Genomic DNA, 15152 nt, shown 5'->3' on the forward strand with positions numbered 1-15152 from the left:
GTGTCCTACGATGTTCTCGGCGACGTGGTCTGCGGCGGTTTCGCCATGCCGATCCGTGAGAACAAGGCGCAGGAAATCTACATCGTCATGTCCGGCGAGATGATGGCCATGTATGCCGGCAACAACATCTCCAAGGGCATTTTGAAATACGCCAATTCCGGCGGCGTGCGCCTGGGCGGTCTGGTCTGCAACGAGCGTCAGACCGACAAGGAGCTCGAGCTTGCGGAAGCTCTGGCGAAGAAGCTCGGCACGACGCTGATCTACTTCGTGCCGCGCGACAATATCGTGCAGCACGCCGAGCTGCGCCGCATGACGGTGCTGGAATATGCGCCGGAGTCCGAGCAGGCGAATCATTACCGCAATCTCGCGGTGAAGATCCACGCCAACCAGGGCAAGGGCATCATTCCGACGCCGATCACGATGGACGAGCTCGAAGACATGCTGATGGAGCACGGCATCATGAAGGCGGTCGATGAGAGCCAGATCGGCAAGACCGCGTCCGAACTCCAGGCGATCGCCTAACCCGTCAACGCATGAGCGTCGACCTCCCGCACGCGGGAGGTCGACGTTATGTTGTCAGCGGAGCGTGACGTGATGGTGCGCGCATTCCCGAATATCGACAGCGGCGGCTACGCATCTGCGGTGACGGAGAACGGGCGAAGCGTTACTGACGCTGCGCGCGTGTATCGCGACCTGACGGGAGTTTTGCCCGAGGCGGCGAACATCGATGGCGACGCGCATTTCGACCGCCACGTTCTGGCGTCAATCCTCGCCTTAGCGTCGAGCGAGGGCGGAAGTCTCGCGGCGCAAGCCGGTCTGACGGACACTGAACTCGGCGATCTCTTTTCTCATTGGTTTCTCGCTCGAAGCATTGAATCGTCTGGCGACCACGAGGCGAGTGTCGTCGACGCCGACGAAATCGGAATTGTGCGAGATCTGCTTCTTGAAAATCGCTCCAGCGATGGGGACCACGGCCGCTGGCTCGCCGCGATGATCGCGCGCCGCGCCATGGAGCCCAACCATCTTTGGGAGGACCTCGGGCTTCGCGACAGAACGGAACTGACGCGGCTGATCGCGCGCCATTTCGCGCCGCTTGCGCGGCGCAATGACAAGAACATGCGTTGGAAGCGATTCATCTACCGCATGATGTGCGAGAACGACGGTTTCGTCATGTGCAGCACGCCGGTGTGCTCGAACTGCGCGGATTACGCACTCTGCTATGGCGCGGAAACAGGGACGAGCCGCGTCGCATCGGCGGCGCAATCGCCCGCGACGTCCGCCGAACAGACAGTGTAAGTTCATTCGAACAACTTTTGTCGAGTTTTCGACAATCTCATAATTTGCTGGTCGGACTGGCGGTTTTTGCCCGCGTTAGCGATGGCATGTCGATTGCTTGATACAGGCACAGGCAAGTTCATCTCGGAGGCTCCAGTATGATCACGGTCTCGCAGGCAGCCGTCGCCGCGGTAAAGGATGCGATGGCGCGGGCCTCTCAACGAGAGGGTGGTCTGCGCATCCTGGTCAAGGAAGGCGGCTGCGCCGGCTACGAATATGTCGTCGATCTTGATCCTCAGCAGAGAAGCGACGACATCGTCGTCGAGGCGGACGGCGTACGCGTGCTGATCGATCCGGCCTCGCGTCCGCGCCTCGAAGGCATGACGCTCGGCTTTCGCCAGGATCTCGCCGGCTCCGGCTTCACCTTCGAGAATCCCAACGCAAGCTCCACCTGCGGCTGTCAAAAATCCTTCAACTGAAGGAGCGCCCGGATGCGTGAAGCGATTGTGCGGTTGTTTCTTGGTTGCATAGAAGCGGGCGCCTCGAGCGTTCGTATGAGCCGATGACGACATATGTGCCCCGAAAGAGTTGGCTCCCTCCCGTCGCGTCGCCGACGCAGAGAGCGCTGGATGTGGTGTTGAACGACACCACGCTTCGGGACGGCGAACAGGCCCCCGGCGTCGCTTTCACCTGCGAAGAAAAGCTCGAAATCGCACGCGCCTTGGCGCGCGCTGGCGTCACTGAACTCGAAGCCGGAACGCCGGCGATGGGCGGCGTGGAGATCGCGATGATCCGAGCGATCGTCGACGCCCAATTGCCGTTGCGCGCCATCGCCTGGTGCCGAATGCGCGTCGAGGACGTCGATGCCGCGCTGGCGACGGGCGTTTCGATGGTCAATCTTTCCGTACCCGTCTCCGAGACGCAGATACGTGCGAAATTGCGCGGCGGGCGCGCCCAGGCGCTGGAGATGACGCGGCGCGTCGTCGCTTACGCACGCGACAAGGGGCTCGACGTCGCGGTCGGCGGCGAAGATTCCTCGCGCGCCGAACCAGAATTCCTGATGGAGACGATGGCGGTCGCGCGCGCCGCCGGCGCTCGCCGATTCCGGGTCGCGGACACGTTGAGCGTGCTTGATCCTTTCGCCGCTTTCGATCTGATCGCTAAACTGCGCGCGCAGAGCGATCTTGAAATCGAAATCCATTGTCATGACGATCTGGGTCTCGCCACCGCCAATACCCTGGCTGGCATCAAGGCAGGCGCGACGCATGCTTCGGTCACCGTGATGGGGCTCGGAGAGCGCGCCGGCAATGCGCCGCTCGAGGAAGTCGCCGTGGCGGCGCGTCAGTTGCACAAATATGAAACCGGGATTGTGCTCACCGAATTGCGCAACGTCGCGGCGCTCGTCTCCGCCGCGGCGCGTCGGCCGATCCCGCTCAACAAATCCATCGTCGGCGAGCACGTCTTCACACATGAGTCCGGCATTCACGTCGATGGGCTGCTCAAGGACCCCCGCACCTATGAAGCCTTCGATCCGAGCATGCTCGGGCGCGCGCATGAGATCGTCATCGGCAAGCATTCCGGCTCGGCGGCCGTCACCGCGATACTGCGGCAGCTGGATTTAGAGGTCAGTGTCGAGGAGCTCGGCGAGATCGTCTCCTGCGTGCGCGCCCATGCGCTTGATCACAAAGGGCCGGTCAGCGGCGAGGCCTTGACCTCGATCTGGCGCAGCGTCTGCGCGAGCACTCACGCGAGAGGCATGTGAGCGTCATGTTCGAACGAGTCGCCACAATGACCAACCAGGCAACGCAGGCTAAGGCGGCGACGGCGGCGACCTCGGCGCCCGAGCCGACGCGCTTGCAACTGATCCGCGAGGATCTGGCGTGCGTGGCGACACGCGATCCAGCCGCCCGCGGACGCTTCGAGACGCTGCTCACATATCCCGGGCTGCACGCGGTCATCTGGCATCGCCTCGCCAATTGGCTGTGGATCAACGATCATCGCTTCTGGGCGCGTCTCCTCTCCTGGTTCGCGCGCTTTCTGACCAACGTCGACATTCATCCCGGCGCGACGATTGGCCGACGCTTTTTTATCGACCATGGCGCCGGCGTCGTCATCGGCGAAACGGCGGTCGTCGGCGACGACGTGACGCTCTATCACGGCGTGACGCTCGGCGGCGTCTCCTGGTCGCCGGGCAAGCGCCATCCGACGCTGGAAGACGAAGTGATCATCGGCGCTGGCGCGAAGATTCTCGGTCCCATCACGATCGGCCGCAACGCGCGGGTCGGCGCCAATTCCGTCGTGATCGAAAGTGTGATGCGCGATGCGACGGTGGTCGGAATTCCGGCGAAGATCGTGCATCGCGACGTCGGCCGCTGCACATTCGATGGCCGCATCAACCTCAATCACCATCTGATGCCGGATCCGGTCGGCGAGGCATTCTCGGTCCTGCTCGATCGCGTCGAGTTTTTGGAGACGCGCGTGTCGCATCTGCAAAGGCGTCTGCGGGAACGCCAGTCGACCGTCACAGCCGCTGATGGCGCCGCGCCAAAGACGGAACCGGTGGAAATCATATGAAGGAGACCAAAATGTCGGAGCCCGCCGTTCTGGAGCAATTGAAAACGGCGTCCTGCGCCGAAGAGTTCTTCGCGCTGCTTGGCGTCGAATATGATCCGAAAGTGGTCAATGTCGCGCGCCTGCATATTCTGCGGCGCATGGGACAATATCTCTTCAGCGAGGATCTAGCCGAGCTGGACGACGCGACGGTGACCCAGCGCTGCAAGGACTTCTTGGAGCGCGCCTATCAGGACTTCCTGAAATCGACGCCGATCGACGAACGTCTGTTCAAGGTTCACAAAGACGCCGTCAAGCCGGCGGCGCCGCCGTCATTGGTGCAGCTCAACGTTCTGAAGTGAACGCTTAGGGATCAACGGGGACAACTCGAATGCATATCGTCGTCTGCATGAAGCAAGTGCCCGACTCGGCGCAGATCCGCGTTCACCCGGTGACCAACACGATCATGCGCCAGGGCGTTCCGACGATCATCAACCCATATGATCTGTTCGCGATCGAAGAAGCGTTGCGACTGCGCCAAAAATTCGGCGGCGCGGTCACCATTCTCACCATGGGTCCGCCTTCCGCCGAGGACAGCCTGCGCAAGGCGCTCACCTTTGGCGCCGATCGCGCGGTGCTGTTGACCGACCGCTTCTTCGCCGGCGCCGACACGCTGGCGACGACATATGCGCTAGCGACGGCGATCCGCAAGATCGGCGTGGAGTTTGGCCCGCCGCACGTCGTCTTCACCGGCAAGCAGACGATCGACGGCGACACGGCGCAGGTCGGTCCCGGCGTCGCCAAGCGGCTCGGCCTGATGCAGCTCACTTATGTCTCGCATATCGACAACGTCGATCTTGAGGCGGGAACGATCGACGTCGAGCGGCGCAGCGAAGGCGGCGTTCAGAAACTGCGCAGTAAAATGCCCTGCCTGATCTCCGTCCTCGAGGGCGTCAACGAGATGCGCATTGGTTCGCTGAGCGATGCTTTGACGGCGGCGCGCGCGACGATCATCAAATGGAGCGCGCAGGACGCCGGCGTCGAGGACATCACCAAATGCGGACTGCGCGGCTCGCCGACGATTGTCAAGCGCGTCTTCGCGCCGAAGCCGCGTGCGGAAAAGGCCCAGTTCATCGAACTCGGCGACAAGCCGGGGGACGCCTTCGTCGATGAATTGTTCAAGCGCCGGCCGAAACTCGAATCCGAGCTCGGACAATTGACGCGCGGCTATTGATCTTGAAACAGGAGCGCGACACATGAACGATAAGGCAAAAGCTCCTGCTCCGGCGGGGCGCGCGGCGGCGAAAAAAGAGCTGCCTGAACATCTCAAAGCCTACAAGCACGTCTGGGTCTTCATCGAGCAGGAGCGGGGACAAGCGCATCCCGTGTCTTGGGAGCTGATGGGCGCGGGGCGGATTCTCGCCGATAAGCTCGGCGTCAATCTCGCCGCGGTCGTCGTCGGCGCGCGCAACGAGGCCACGCAGGCGGTCGTGCGGGAAAGCTTCAACTATGGCGCAGACCTCGCCTATCTCGTCGCGGACGATATCCTCATGGATTACCGCAATGAGAGCTACACCAAAGCGATGACCGATCTCGTCAACGCCTATCAGCCGGAAATCCTGCTGCTGGGCGCGACGATTTTGGGGCGCGATCTTGCCGGCTCGGTGGCGACGACGCTGCTGACTGGCCTTACCGCCGATTGTACGGAACTGGACGTCGATGCGGAAGGTTCGCTCGCGGCGACGCGTCCGACGTTCGGCGGCTCGCTGCTCTGCACGATCTTCACGCTCAACTATCGCCCGCAAATGGCGACCGTGCGCCCGCGCGTGATGCCGATGCCGGAGCGCGTCGAAAAGCCGATCGGCCGCGTGATCGAACATCCGCTCGGCTTGGTGGAAGACGACATTGTCACGAAAGTGTTGTCCTTTCTGCCCGACCGCGATTCGACAAAGTCCAACCTGGCTTTCGCCGACGTGGTCGTCGCGGGCGGCCTCGGCCTCGGCTCTCCGGAAAACTTCCAGCTCATCCGTCAGCTGGCGAGCACGATCGGCGCGGAATTCGGCTGTTCGCGCCCGCTGGTGCAAAAGGGATGGGTCAGCTCTGACCGGCAGATCGGCCAGACCGGTAAGACGATACGGCCCAAACTTTATATCGCCGCGGGCATTTCCGGCGCGATCCAGCATCGCGTCGGCGTCGAGGGCGCGGACTACATCGTCGCGATCAACACCGACAAGAATGCGCCAATCTTCGATTTCGCTCATGTTGGAATCGTCACCGACGCGGTACGGCTTTTGCCTGCACTCACGGAAGCGTTCTCGAAACGATTGTCTCCGCATCAGCGCGACCGTCTAGCGAGCTAGGGGAGATAGGCATGATCGAAGAAAGATTCGATGCGATTGTCGTCGGCGCCGGCATGGCCGGCAACGCCGCCGCCCTGACCCTGGCGCGCAAGGGACTTAAAGTCCTGCAGTTGGAGCGCGGCGAATATTCCGGCTCCAAGAATGTGCAGGGCGCGATCCTCTATTCCGACATGCTGGAGAAGCTTATCCCGGATTTCCGCGAGGACGCGCCGCTGGAGCGCCATCTCGTCGAGCAGCGCTTTTGGATGATGGACGACAACTCCCATACGGGACTCCATTATCGTTCGGACGAATTCAACGAGGAGCGTCCCAACCGCTACACGATCATCCGCGCGCAATTCGACAAATGGTTCTCCAAGAAGGTTCAGGAGGCCGGCGCGGTCGTGCTGTGCGAAACCACGGTCCTGGAGTTGCTGCAGGACGCCTATGGAAAAGTCATTGGCGTGCGCACGGACCGCAAGAACGGACAGGTTGGCGCGGACGTTGTCGTGCTGGCGGAAGGCGTGAGCGGGCTGCTCGGCACAAGAGCCGGCCTGCGCAAGACGCCCGACAAGAGCAATGTCGCTCTGGCGGTGAAGGAAATGCACTTCCTCCCGCAGGAAACTCTGGAAGCCCGCTTCAATCTGCGCGGCGACGAAGGCGCGGTCATCGAGGCGGTCGGCACCATCTCGCAAGGCATGACCGGGATGGGCTTCATATACACCAACAAGGAGTCGATCTCGCTTGGCATCGGCTGTCTCGTCGCGGACTTCGAGAAGACGGGACAGACGCCGTACGGACTGCTGGAAAAGTTCAAGCAGCATCCATCGGTGGCGGCGCTCATCGCAGGCTCTGAAGTCAAGGAATACGCCGCGCATCTGATCCCCGAAGGCGGCTTCAAGGCGATCCCGCAGCTCTTTGGCGACGGCTGGGTCGTCGTTGGCGACGCCGCGCAGTTGAACAACGCCATCCATCGCGAAGGCTCAAATCTGGCGATGACCTCCGGACGGATCGCCGCGGAAGCGATCTTTCAGATCAAATCGCGCCGCGATCCGATGACCAAGGAGAATCTGGCGCTCTACAAGAAGATGCTCGACGAGTCCTTCGTCATGAAGGATTTGAAGAAATATCGCGACATGCCGGATCTGCTTCACATTCAGGCGCAGAACTTCTTCCTGACCTATCCGCAGCTCGTCTCGAAGGCGATGACGAATTTCCTGCGCGTCGACGGCACGACGAAGCGGGAAAAAGAGAAGACCACGTTCCGCTCCTTCCTGGCGGCGCGTTCGCTGACCGGACTGGTCGGCGACGCCTTTCGGCTGGCGCGCGCGTGGAGGTAGTTGGGCGCGATGCCCCTCTAGCAACGGAGTAGGACAATGAGCGCAGAAGCAGCGGTCCGGGTGGAGGACAAGCTTTACCTCAATCGCTATCTCGTCGACGCCGGCCGCGCCCACATCAAGGTGCGTCCGCACACCACGCCTTCGCCGCAACTGCTCAGTCTGGTAAACGTCTGTCCGGCGCACTGCTATGAAATGAACTCGACCGGGCAGGTCGAGATCACGACCGACGGCTGCGTCGAATGCGGCACCTGCCGGATCATCGCCGAGCCGAGCGGCGACATCGAATGGAACTATCCGCGCGGCGGCTACGGCGTGCTGTTCAAATTCGGCTAAATCATCGACGCCGATCAGCCGCGCAAGGCGAGCCGGGAATGAAATTCTATATGACGCCCGGATCCTGTTCCACGGGCATACACATCCTGCTCGAAGAGATCGGGCTGGTGTTCGAGGCTTATATCGTCAATCTGGTCAAGGGCGATCACCTCAAGCCGGACTATCTGGCGATCAACCCGCATGGGACGATCCCGACTCTGTTGCGCGATGACGGCGTCGCGCTGACGGATTTTCACTCCATCGCCCTATGGCTTGCGCAGACCTATCCGCGCCGCAAGCTCCTGCCGGAGAGCGTGGAGGCGCGCGAAGCGGCATTGGCCGCCATGCATTTTTGCGTTCAGCATATTCATGGCGAAGGCTTTCGACGCGTGTTCACGCCGGAGCGCTACGCCGGGCGGCAGGCCGACATCGAGGCGATCAAGGCCGAAGGACGCGAAATCGTCGTCTCGGCGCTGATCGCGATCGATACGGAACTCGCGGGAAAGGACTATGTCGCCGGCGGCTTTTCGGTCGCCGACGCGGCGCTGTTCTATGTGGAGTTTTGGGCCGACAAGACGGGCATGACGCTGCCGCGCAATTGCCAGGCGCATTACGCGCTTATGAAAACGCGCCCGGCCGTGCGTCAGGTGCTCGCTGAAGAAGGCTATCGCTGATTCAAATTGCGCACTTCAGCTGATAGGCGGCGCAGTTTTCTTCGTTTCCTCAGCATCAACATTGAGTGATGCAGCCGCCGCGCTCAATGGCGCTTGTCATGCGCATTATCCGGATCGTTGCGCATCCAGTCGGCCAGCTTTGCGAGATTTTCACGCAGGCCTTCACGTATGCCGACGTCTTCGATCGTCGTATCCAGCGCGCCGTTCATGCACAGCATCCAGGCGTCGCGCTCGGCCGGACCGATGCGCAAATGGCTATGCCGCATGCGCAGGCGCGGATGCCCCTTCTTGGCGGAATAATCCTTGGGGCCGCCGAGCCATTCGGCCAGATAGACCTTCAAAATGGCGCGCGTCGGTCCAAGATCGTCCGCGTGAACGGCGCGTATGCCGCGCGCTTCCGGTAACTCGTCCATGTTGCGGTAGAAGGTTTCGACAAGCCGGTCGACCGTGTCGAAGCCGCCGATGCGATCGAATATGGATACGGTATGGTCGATAGTGGTCGTCGTCACGGCCTCGAGCCTCAGTGATAGGATACGGTAAGGGGCCGTGTCCAATGGCGTGTGTGGGCCGCTTTGGCGATCACGCGATAGGCGGCGTCCGCTATGGCGCGCCCATATTCGTCGGTGCCTGTCCAAGTCGAGGCGCGCCCGCGCGGATCGACCTCGACGAGTTTGACATCTTGCGGCACGACGACCCCGTCGCGCGCAATGCCACGCAGGAAGCCGTCCATCGGCGAAAGGACGCGGTGACCGTCGAGGAGCCCGAGGAGGTAGTCCTTGAAGATTCTGGCGCCAACGTCGAGCGGCGTGCGCCAAACGCCATCTCGGGCGGAATAGACGAAGCGGCCGCGGCCGACGCCGCCAAGATAGCGCGGAAGGTGGTCGTTGGGCCGAGTTTCGCCGGTTTCGACGAGGTCGCCGGCATGGTCGGGATGCGTCTCGATGGCGACGTCGCAGTTCAAGCCGGCGGCGAAATGCGGGCCGAGGCCGATGGCGAGATTGGCGATCTTGCGCAGATTGGTCGTCATGCGGTTCTTTTGCATTCGCGCGTCGATCAACACGTCGGGGGTGCGGAGCGCGAGGAGATCGGTCAGTTGCAGCGAGGTCACCGCGACGACGCCGGTTACCGTCAACACCCGTACGATTTCCAGCGCAGTCTCGCCGCGGTAGCCCTGAATGCCGTCGACCTCGGCGCGATCTTGGAAAAGAGCGTCGTGGAACGACATGCCACGCCGAATGACGGGCGGGTAAGGGTCGTGACTGAGCACGACGCGGTAGCCTTCCCGCGTCAGACGCGCAGCCACCGCCGAAGCAATCTCATTCGCGCCCAAAACGATCACGAAGGGGGCGCTTCGCTTGGACAGAAATTCGCAGAATCGCACGTGTGTCATCGTCCCCCCGCGCCCCAGCGAAAGCAAGACGCACGCCAGCGACTGAAGCGACGCGCGTCTTCGCTGCGTCGCCGAATGCGCTACAAAGCCACGTAAACGAACTTCCCCGCCTTCAGTCCGGGATAATTTTCGCGCAAGGCGTTCGCGATCTTTCCGACGAGTGTCTTGTCGGCGGCGGCCGAGACGCCGACGAAATCAGTTCCCTGCATCCAGGTTTCGAAGAAGCAGTGCAGCGTCTCGTCGTAGTCGGCGCCGGTGGGATTGGCGGTCTTGTCGCTAAGATCGGCGACTCCCGCGGCGCTGACCTCGAGACGCCAGTCGCGGTCGTCTTCGACGGACGCCATCAGCCTGGCGAGATCGTCATTCGTCCAATCGGTCTTCAGATCCACCGCCATGCTCGCCCACCTTCCTTGCGTGATCGCGGTCTCGCAATATGCGGACCAGCGTTGTTCAGGGTTCTGCGAAGATCGGCGCGACGCCTTCGGCGTCGATGTAGACGACGCCGTCTTCGATCCGCACCGGATATTCGGCGAGCGGCGTCGCGTGCTCGTGGGTGGGTTGGCCGCTGTTCATGTCCCACGACCAGAAATGCAGCGGACAGGTCAGCGTCGTCCCATCGAAATCGGCGTCCGCCAAGGGAGCGTTGGTGTGCGGACAGACTCCCTGAAACGCCTTTACGACGCCGTCTTCCGGCCAGGCGAGAACGATGAGTTGCGCGTCGGCGATAACCACGCGCATTCCGCCCTCCATGAGGGTGTCTTCCTTGCAGACGCGAACAAACATGAAGGCGCTCCGTGCTGCTGGCTGCGAATTTGCATCGACGGCGAGCAAGATTCGAGCCGGGACGGATGGGAGGCGACGCCGTGCATAACAAGCGCTTGGAGGCGTTTCGCAATGATCCGGGCGGCGCCTGGACGCCCGCCGATTTTGAAATCACCGCCTCGCAATATGCGATCAAGTTCCGCAAGGTGACGGGAACGCATGTCGTGTTCACGCATCCTTCCGTGCCCAATTGCGTCGCCATCCCGATGAAGGCGAAGGTGAGAAGCGTTCACGTGAAGGCCTTCGTCGCGATGGTAGACCTCATGGATGAGTTGGACAAATGAGCGAGGCGCCCGTCTATCGAACCGAGCTCGGCCGCGGACCGCCAGAGGAGGGCGGCTATTACGTGCTGTCTTATCCAGAGATTCCCGGCTGCTTTGGCGTCGGCGGCACCGAGGCGGAGGCGGTGGAGGATGGGCGCCGCGCGCTGATCGCCGTGCTCGATGCGCTAAAGGCGGTCGACCGGCCGCCGCCAGAGGCGCGGGGGGAGAGCGCGTGAGGACGGAACATCATGGCTCCGCCACGGCGGCGTTGCAGGAGTCTGCGGGCTGCGTCAACGCTGTGCCGGCGCTTTCCGTTCCGATGGGGTTCCGGCTGCTGGCGCTGCGTTGCTTTCACAATGATCCTGATCCGCCTGCCTTCGCCTGGCTCAATCAGCGCATCTTTCGCACGCCCGACCGCATGGGTCGGCACGGGTTGTTTTTTGGCGCCGCTTTTCGGCCGGAAATCATGGATTGGCTGATTGCGCGCGTCGGCCGGCCCTCGTCGCGCGAGAGCGGCAAGCCGCAGCGCAATCCTGACTGGCCAGACATCCTCTGGCGTAGCGCGGAACGGACGTGGCCCGACGATACGCGCACCACGGAATGGTCGATCGAGGTCGTCTTTGCGAGCGAGAATGTGGCGAGCGCCTTTCGCGAACGCTGGCGCGAGCGACTGTCCGGCGGATTCGACGACTGAGTCTGCTACGCCGCATGCGCCGTGTCGAGGCCGCGGAAGATCGCGCAGCGGCGGAAAACGGCGACGCTCGGCGGCACATTCTTCTGGTGGCAGAACTTCGCCGTGAGCTTCGCCAACCCCTTTATGTCGCGGCCCGTGGCGGCAGGGAAAATCTCAACGAGGTCGTCGATGAGCGCGTCATCGACGTTGAGCGCGAATTGCTCGGTCATCACGCGCCAGATCCGGCGCTTCGCGTCAGCGTCTGGCGGGTTGTATTTGATCAGCGCGATGCAGCGCGAGACGATCGCCTCGTCGATGTCGTCGACGCGGTTCGTCGTCAGGAAGAGCAGACCATTGAAATATTCGAGGACGCGCAGGAAAACGCCGACGACGGCGTTCATCGCGATGTTGTCGTCGCGGCGCTTGATATAGACGTCCGCCTCGTCAATCAGCATCACCGCTCCCCAGCGCTGGGCGCGCGTCAAAATCTCTTTTAGCGCCGTCTCCATCGTGCCGACGTTGAGGCCCAGTTGTCCCGAATGCACGCGGTACAAGGGACGCTGGATGATTTCCGAATAGACTTCCGCCGTCAGCGTTTTGCCGACGCCGGGCGGGCCGGCGCAAAGAACCGTCGTGCCGCCGGATTTGCCTTGGACGATGTCATCCATCAGCACGTCCATTTCGGCGGTCAGAATGTCGATGAGATCCGTCTGCTCCTCCGGCAGCACCAGCTTGCTCTTCAACTCGGGCTGATAGCGATAAGGCCGCATCTCGTCGACATGCACCCAGACGTGATGGTGCAGATCGAGATGGAACATCAGAATGTAGGGATGCACGGGAACTTGCGTGAAGAGTCCCGGCGGAATCTGTTCGCGCAGCTCGGCGATTTCGTCCTCGCCGGAGAAATTGTTGCTCTTGCCCGCCTTGCGCAGAAAATGCCCGAGCACGTCGCCCGGCGCCTCCAGCGTCAGATTGCGCGCCGAGAGCACCGCCTCGTCATTGACGAGGCGCGCCTCGCCGCCGCTCGTCGAGAGCACGATGACGTCCTTGCGCGTCCAGTCCGTGTCGCGATGCGTGGCGTTGGGATCTTCGGCGTGAAAGCCGGAGCCCTTGCCGGAAAATTGCGCGCCATAGCGGCCGCGCCAATCAAAATAAGTCTCGCTCGCCGCGTCGAAGGCCTCGATCAAAGCCGGCGTCTCGCGCAAGAAGCCCTTGGCGGCGAGGATTTCGCTGATCGTTCGGCCGACGACATCGGGCGCCATGATGCGCATGAGATTCGTTTGCAGCGTGCCCTTGGCGTTGGCCTTCAGTTCCACCAGGATTTTGCCGGCCTCGTCATTGGAGGTCGGCACATAGTCGAAGCGCGTCACGACATAGGGCAGCGCCTTGGCGGCGACGCTCGCCGTGAACAGCCAGCCGCGCAGCCCGTCGGTCATCAGATATTTGACCAGCGCCGGCAACACGTCCTCAAGATCGCCCGCTTCGAAGCGCTTGCCCTGCGACTCGAGCGCCGAGCGCAGCGTCGCAAGCTGCGCGGCTCTGGCGCGCAATTCGGGACCCGATTGCTGATACAGCTCCTCGAGGAAATCGAATTCGGCGCCAGAGAGATGCGCGAGATCGAGTTCGACTCTGTCGCCGAAACGCAGTTGCGACGAGAGCCCCGAATGGGCGGGAAAGCGCGCAATCAGCGCTTCGACATGCGGCCTTTCAATTTGAATGTTCATGTTCGCTCGCGCATCTCGTCGGGGTAGGCGGGGAGCGTCAGCATGCGCGGATCTTCCAGCGCGGCGCCGACGGTGAAGTGGTAGACGTCCTGAAAGGCGTATTGCTCTGGCGACAGACCGAGCATCGCGTGAATCTCGTCGTCGAAGAAGCAACCGATCCCCGTGCCGGAGAGGCCGATGGCGCTGGACCAGAGATAGAGCGCCTGGCCGATCGCGCCGGCCTCCCAGTGCAGCCGGCGATAGCCGAAGCCGCCGTCCTCTTGAAGCGTGCGATCGAAATCGGCGATCATCGCGACGGCGAAACAGCCCTTGCCGGCGATCGCCTGGCGACAGGCGTTCATGCTCGCCTCGCGTTCGACCGCGCCTTGCCGCAGGCGAAAGAGTTTAAGCGGCCCGATCTCGATCGGCGTCCAAAGCAACGCCAGCGCCGACATCTCGCGCAACCGCGCCGTGGTTTCAGCGTCGCGCTGCAGCAGATAGAGTCCGGGCTCCACGCCTTCGACGCGATGCACGAAGAGCAGCAGATTTAGTCGCGGCGGCCAGGAGAAGGGCGCCAGGCAAGGCTCGGCGCCGAGAAGCGTCGACGTCAGCATGGCGCAAAACGCCTCCTGCGAGAGGCGGGCGATTCCGTCCATACGCTGCGCGCTGCGCCGACGCCGCACCACGCGCCCGATGTCCGGCAGCGGGAACGGGAAGGCGGGTTTGGGCGCAATGCGCGACATGGGCTCCAATGTCGGCGTGTGGGGCTTGACGCAGAACCGCGTCGCGCGGTCGACGAGCGGCCAGCCGTCGTGGTCGTCGCTCAAGCGATTTGCCGCGCCCGACCAGGTTCGCGGCGCGCGCGCAAGGTTGGAGACGTCAATGGCGGGAGGCGCGTTCCCATCAGCGGCGATCCACAGAAGCGCATCGGGATGTTCTTCCTCGCGCCGATGAGAAGCGTCCGGCCGATCGAGTCCGAGCAGCGCCGCAATGTCGGCGTCGCCCGGTTCGCACAAAAGACGCGCGCGCCAGCCCAGCGCGGCGGCGGCCTCCGCGGCGGCGCCGATCGCATGGCCGACGTCGAGTTGGCAATAGCGAAACGCCCGCTCGCCATATTTCCAGCTTTCGCGCCAGGGGACGGAACTCAGTCCGAGCAGAAAGCCACCCTCGGGCAGAACGAGCGGCGTTTCAAAATCAGCGCGCCGCTCCAGCGCATGATCTTCCGGCGCATAGTGATAAAGCGCGGCGGTCTCGCCGAGCCCCTCGGCGGCGTTGGCGAGGAGATAGGCTTCGGTCGGATGTAGATTGCCGGAAGACGGATTGTTGCGAAGCGCCCACGTCGAGCCTTCGTAACTTTTCCAGGCGCTGATCCCGAAGCCGAGCTCCATGAACAGGCCGAGCGCCACGCGGTCGAGCGGCGCGGCGCGCAGCGCGGGGCCGGGAAAAGGCGCGGTCTCTTCGCGATCGCGTAGCGGCAGTTCGATGCGCGGCGCGCCCTCGAAGCGCCGGAAGGGCGAAGGCTGCGAGGTCCAGTCGAGAAAGGCCGGCCCAAGCGCGTAGCGCGTCGGGGCATGTTTCGTGCGCCTGTGATAGCCGCGGATGTCGCTTGGCAGAGCGTCGGCGTCCTGCGGGCGTTCTTTCAGGCTCTGAATTTCGGTTTCGGCGTCAGCCATGCGGTCTCCTCGTCGACTTCTAATTCAAGAAGGGCGCCCAGTTTTGTAGGTTGAGAATAGCCAACGAGATCAATGACCTTTACAGGCCCGGGAAGGAATGCGCCCAGATAGCGAGGAAGAATGTCGCACAAGACCGCG

At 62.7% G+C, this 15152-nt stretch carries 19 protein-coding genes and 1 pseudogene; 14 read left to right on the top strand and 6 right to left on the bottom strand.

Going from position 1 to position 15152, the window contains the following annotated elements; genetic code table 11:
* The 11 genes and pseudogenes from nifH to IYY11_RS06725 all read left to right on the top strand — a co-directional run.
* Positions 1-522 (top strand): annotated as a pseudogene (gene nifH / locus IYY11_RS06675) (nitrogenase reductase); the annotation flags it as partial.
* 72 nt (positions 523-594) lie between these two features.
* A complete protein-coding gene (locus IYY11_RS06680) occupies positions 595-1296 on the top strand; it encodes a nitrogen fixation protein NifQ (protein WP_196403232.1) in 702 nt (233 codons plus the stop codon).
* Between the two features lie 137 nt (positions 1297-1433).
* On the top strand, positions 1434-1754 hold the full coding sequence (locus tag IYY11_RS06685; protein WP_196403147.1) for an iron-sulfur cluster assembly accessory protein: 321 nt from the start codon (positions 1434-1436) through the stop codon (positions 1752-1754).
* A gap of 83 nt (positions 1755-1837) precedes the next feature.
* Complete coding sequence (nifV, locus tag IYY11_RS06690; RefSeq protein ID WP_196403148.1) at positions 1838-3037, top strand: homocitrate synthase; 1200 nt, start codon at positions 1838-1840, stop codon at positions 3035-3037.
* 26 nt (positions 3038-3063) lie between these two features.
* Entirely contained in the window at positions 3064-3849 is a 786-nt protein-coding gene (cysE, locus tag IYY11_RS06695) for a serine O-acetyltransferase (RefSeq protein ID WP_246719722.1), read from the top strand.
* Positions 3846-4187 (top strand): nitrogenase stabilizing/protective protein NifW, encoded by a 342-nt coding sequence (nifW, locus tag IYY11_RS06700; protein ID WP_196403149.1) that lies wholly within the window; start codon positions 3846-3848, stop codon positions 4185-4187. Before cysE ends, nifW begins: the two co-directional genes overlap by 4 nt.
* A 29-nt stretch (positions 4188-4216) precedes the next feature.
* Positions 4217-5059, top strand: a complete 843-nt coding sequence (locus IYY11_RS06705; RefSeq protein WP_196400931.1) for an electron transfer flavoprotein subunit beta/FixA family protein — start codon at positions 4217-4219, stop codon at positions 5057-5059.
* 22 nt (positions 5060-5081) lie between these two features.
* Complete coding sequence (locus IYY11_RS06710; protein ID WP_196403150.1) at positions 5082-6185, top strand: electron transfer flavoprotein subunit alpha/FixB family protein; 1104 nt, start codon at positions 5082-5084, stop codon at positions 6183-6185.
* A gap of 11 nt (positions 6186-6196) precedes the next feature.
* Positions 6197-7504, top strand: a complete 1308-nt coding sequence (locus tag IYY11_RS06715) for an FAD-dependent oxidoreductase (RefSeq protein ID WP_196403151.1) — start codon at positions 6197-6199, stop codon at positions 7502-7504.
* Between the two features lie 36 nt (positions 7505-7540).
* The gene (locus tag IYY11_RS06720) at positions 7541-7837 is read left to right on the top strand and encodes a ferredoxin family protein (protein ID WP_018406804.1); all 297 of its coding nucleotides are present in this window, start codon (positions 7541-7543) and stop codon (positions 7835-7837) included.
* Between the two features lie 38 nt (positions 7838-7875).
* Complete coding sequence (locus IYY11_RS06725; protein ID WP_196403152.1) at positions 7876-8490, top strand: glutathione S-transferase family protein; 615 nt, start codon at positions 7876-7878, stop codon at positions 8488-8490.
* Between the two features lie 83 nt (positions 8491-8573).
* Here IYY11_RS06725 and IYY11_RS06730 read toward each other — a convergent pair whose 3' ends face one another.
* The 4 genes from IYY11_RS06730 to IYY11_RS06745 all read right to left on the bottom strand — a co-directional run bounded on the left by IYY11_RS06730 (position 8574) and on the right by IYY11_RS06745 (position 10663).
* Positions 8574-8999, bottom strand: coding sequence for a group II truncated hemoglobin (locus tag IYY11_RS06730; protein ID WP_196403153.1), 426 nt, complete (start codon positions 8997-8999; stop codon positions 8574-8576).
* Positions 9000-9010: 11 nt separating this feature from the next.
* Positions 9011-9880, bottom strand: a complete 870-nt coding sequence (locus IYY11_RS06735) for a xanthine dehydrogenase (RefSeq protein WP_196403154.1) — start codon at positions 9878-9880, stop codon at positions 9011-9013.
* Positions 9881-9960: 80 nt separating this feature from the next.
* Positions 9961-10275: a hypothetical protein gene (locus IYY11_RS06740; RefSeq protein WP_196403155.1), complete on the bottom strand. Its 315-nt coding sequence runs from the start codon at positions 10273-10275 to the stop codon at positions 9961-9963.
* Positions 10276-10330: 55 nt separating this feature from the next.
* Positions 10331-10663 carry a Rieske 2Fe-2S domain-containing protein gene (locus IYY11_RS06745; RefSeq protein WP_123174942.1) on the bottom strand — a complete coding sequence of 111 codons (333 nt, stop codon included), beginning with the start codon at positions 10661-10663 and terminating at the stop codon, positions 10331-10333.
* An 80-nt stretch (positions 10664-10743) separates the two neighbouring features.
* Here IYY11_RS06745 and IYY11_RS06750 point away from each other — a divergent pair, with 80 nt between their 5' ends.
* The 3 genes from IYY11_RS06750 to IYY11_RS06760 are packed head-to-tail and all read left to right on the top strand — an operon-like array spanning position 10744 to position 11659.
* A complete protein-coding gene (locus tag IYY11_RS06750) occupies positions 10744-10986 on the top strand; it encodes a hypothetical protein (RefSeq protein ID WP_018406810.1) in 243 nt (80 codons plus the stop codon).
* Positions 10983-11201, top strand: a complete 219-nt coding sequence (locus IYY11_RS06755) for a type II toxin-antitoxin system HicB family antitoxin (RefSeq protein WP_018406811.1) — start codon at positions 10983-10985, stop codon at positions 11199-11201. Before IYY11_RS06750 ends, IYY11_RS06755 begins: the two co-directional genes overlap by 4 nt.
* Entirely contained in the window at positions 11198-11659 is a 462-nt protein-coding gene (locus IYY11_RS06760; RefSeq protein WP_196403156.1) for a hypothetical protein, read from the top strand. The genes IYY11_RS06755 and IYY11_RS06760 overlap by 4 nt, the downstream gene beginning before the upstream one ends.
* Before the next feature lie 5 nt (positions 11660-11664).
* Here the strand turns inward: IYY11_RS06760 and IYY11_RS06765 are convergent, their stop codons facing one another.
* Both IYY11_RS06765 and IYY11_RS06770 read right to left on the bottom strand, forming a co-directional pair.
* Positions 11665-13362, bottom strand: coding sequence for an ATP-binding protein (locus IYY11_RS06765; RefSeq protein WP_196403157.1), 1698 nt, complete (start codon positions 13360-13362; stop codon positions 11665-11667).
* Complete coding sequence (locus tag IYY11_RS06770; protein WP_196403158.1) at positions 13359-15014, bottom strand: SagB/ThcOx family dehydrogenase; 1656 nt, start codon at positions 15012-15014, stop codon at positions 13359-13361. The genes IYY11_RS06765 and IYY11_RS06770 overlap by 4 nt, the downstream gene beginning before the upstream one ends.
* Between the last annotated feature and the right edge of the window lie 138 nt (positions 15015-15152).

Origin of the sequence: Methylocystis sp. H62 (assembly GCF_015709515.1) — a bacterium.
Lineage (GTDB): Bacteria > Pseudomonadota > Alphaproteobacteria > Rhizobiales > Beijerinckiaceae > Methylocystis.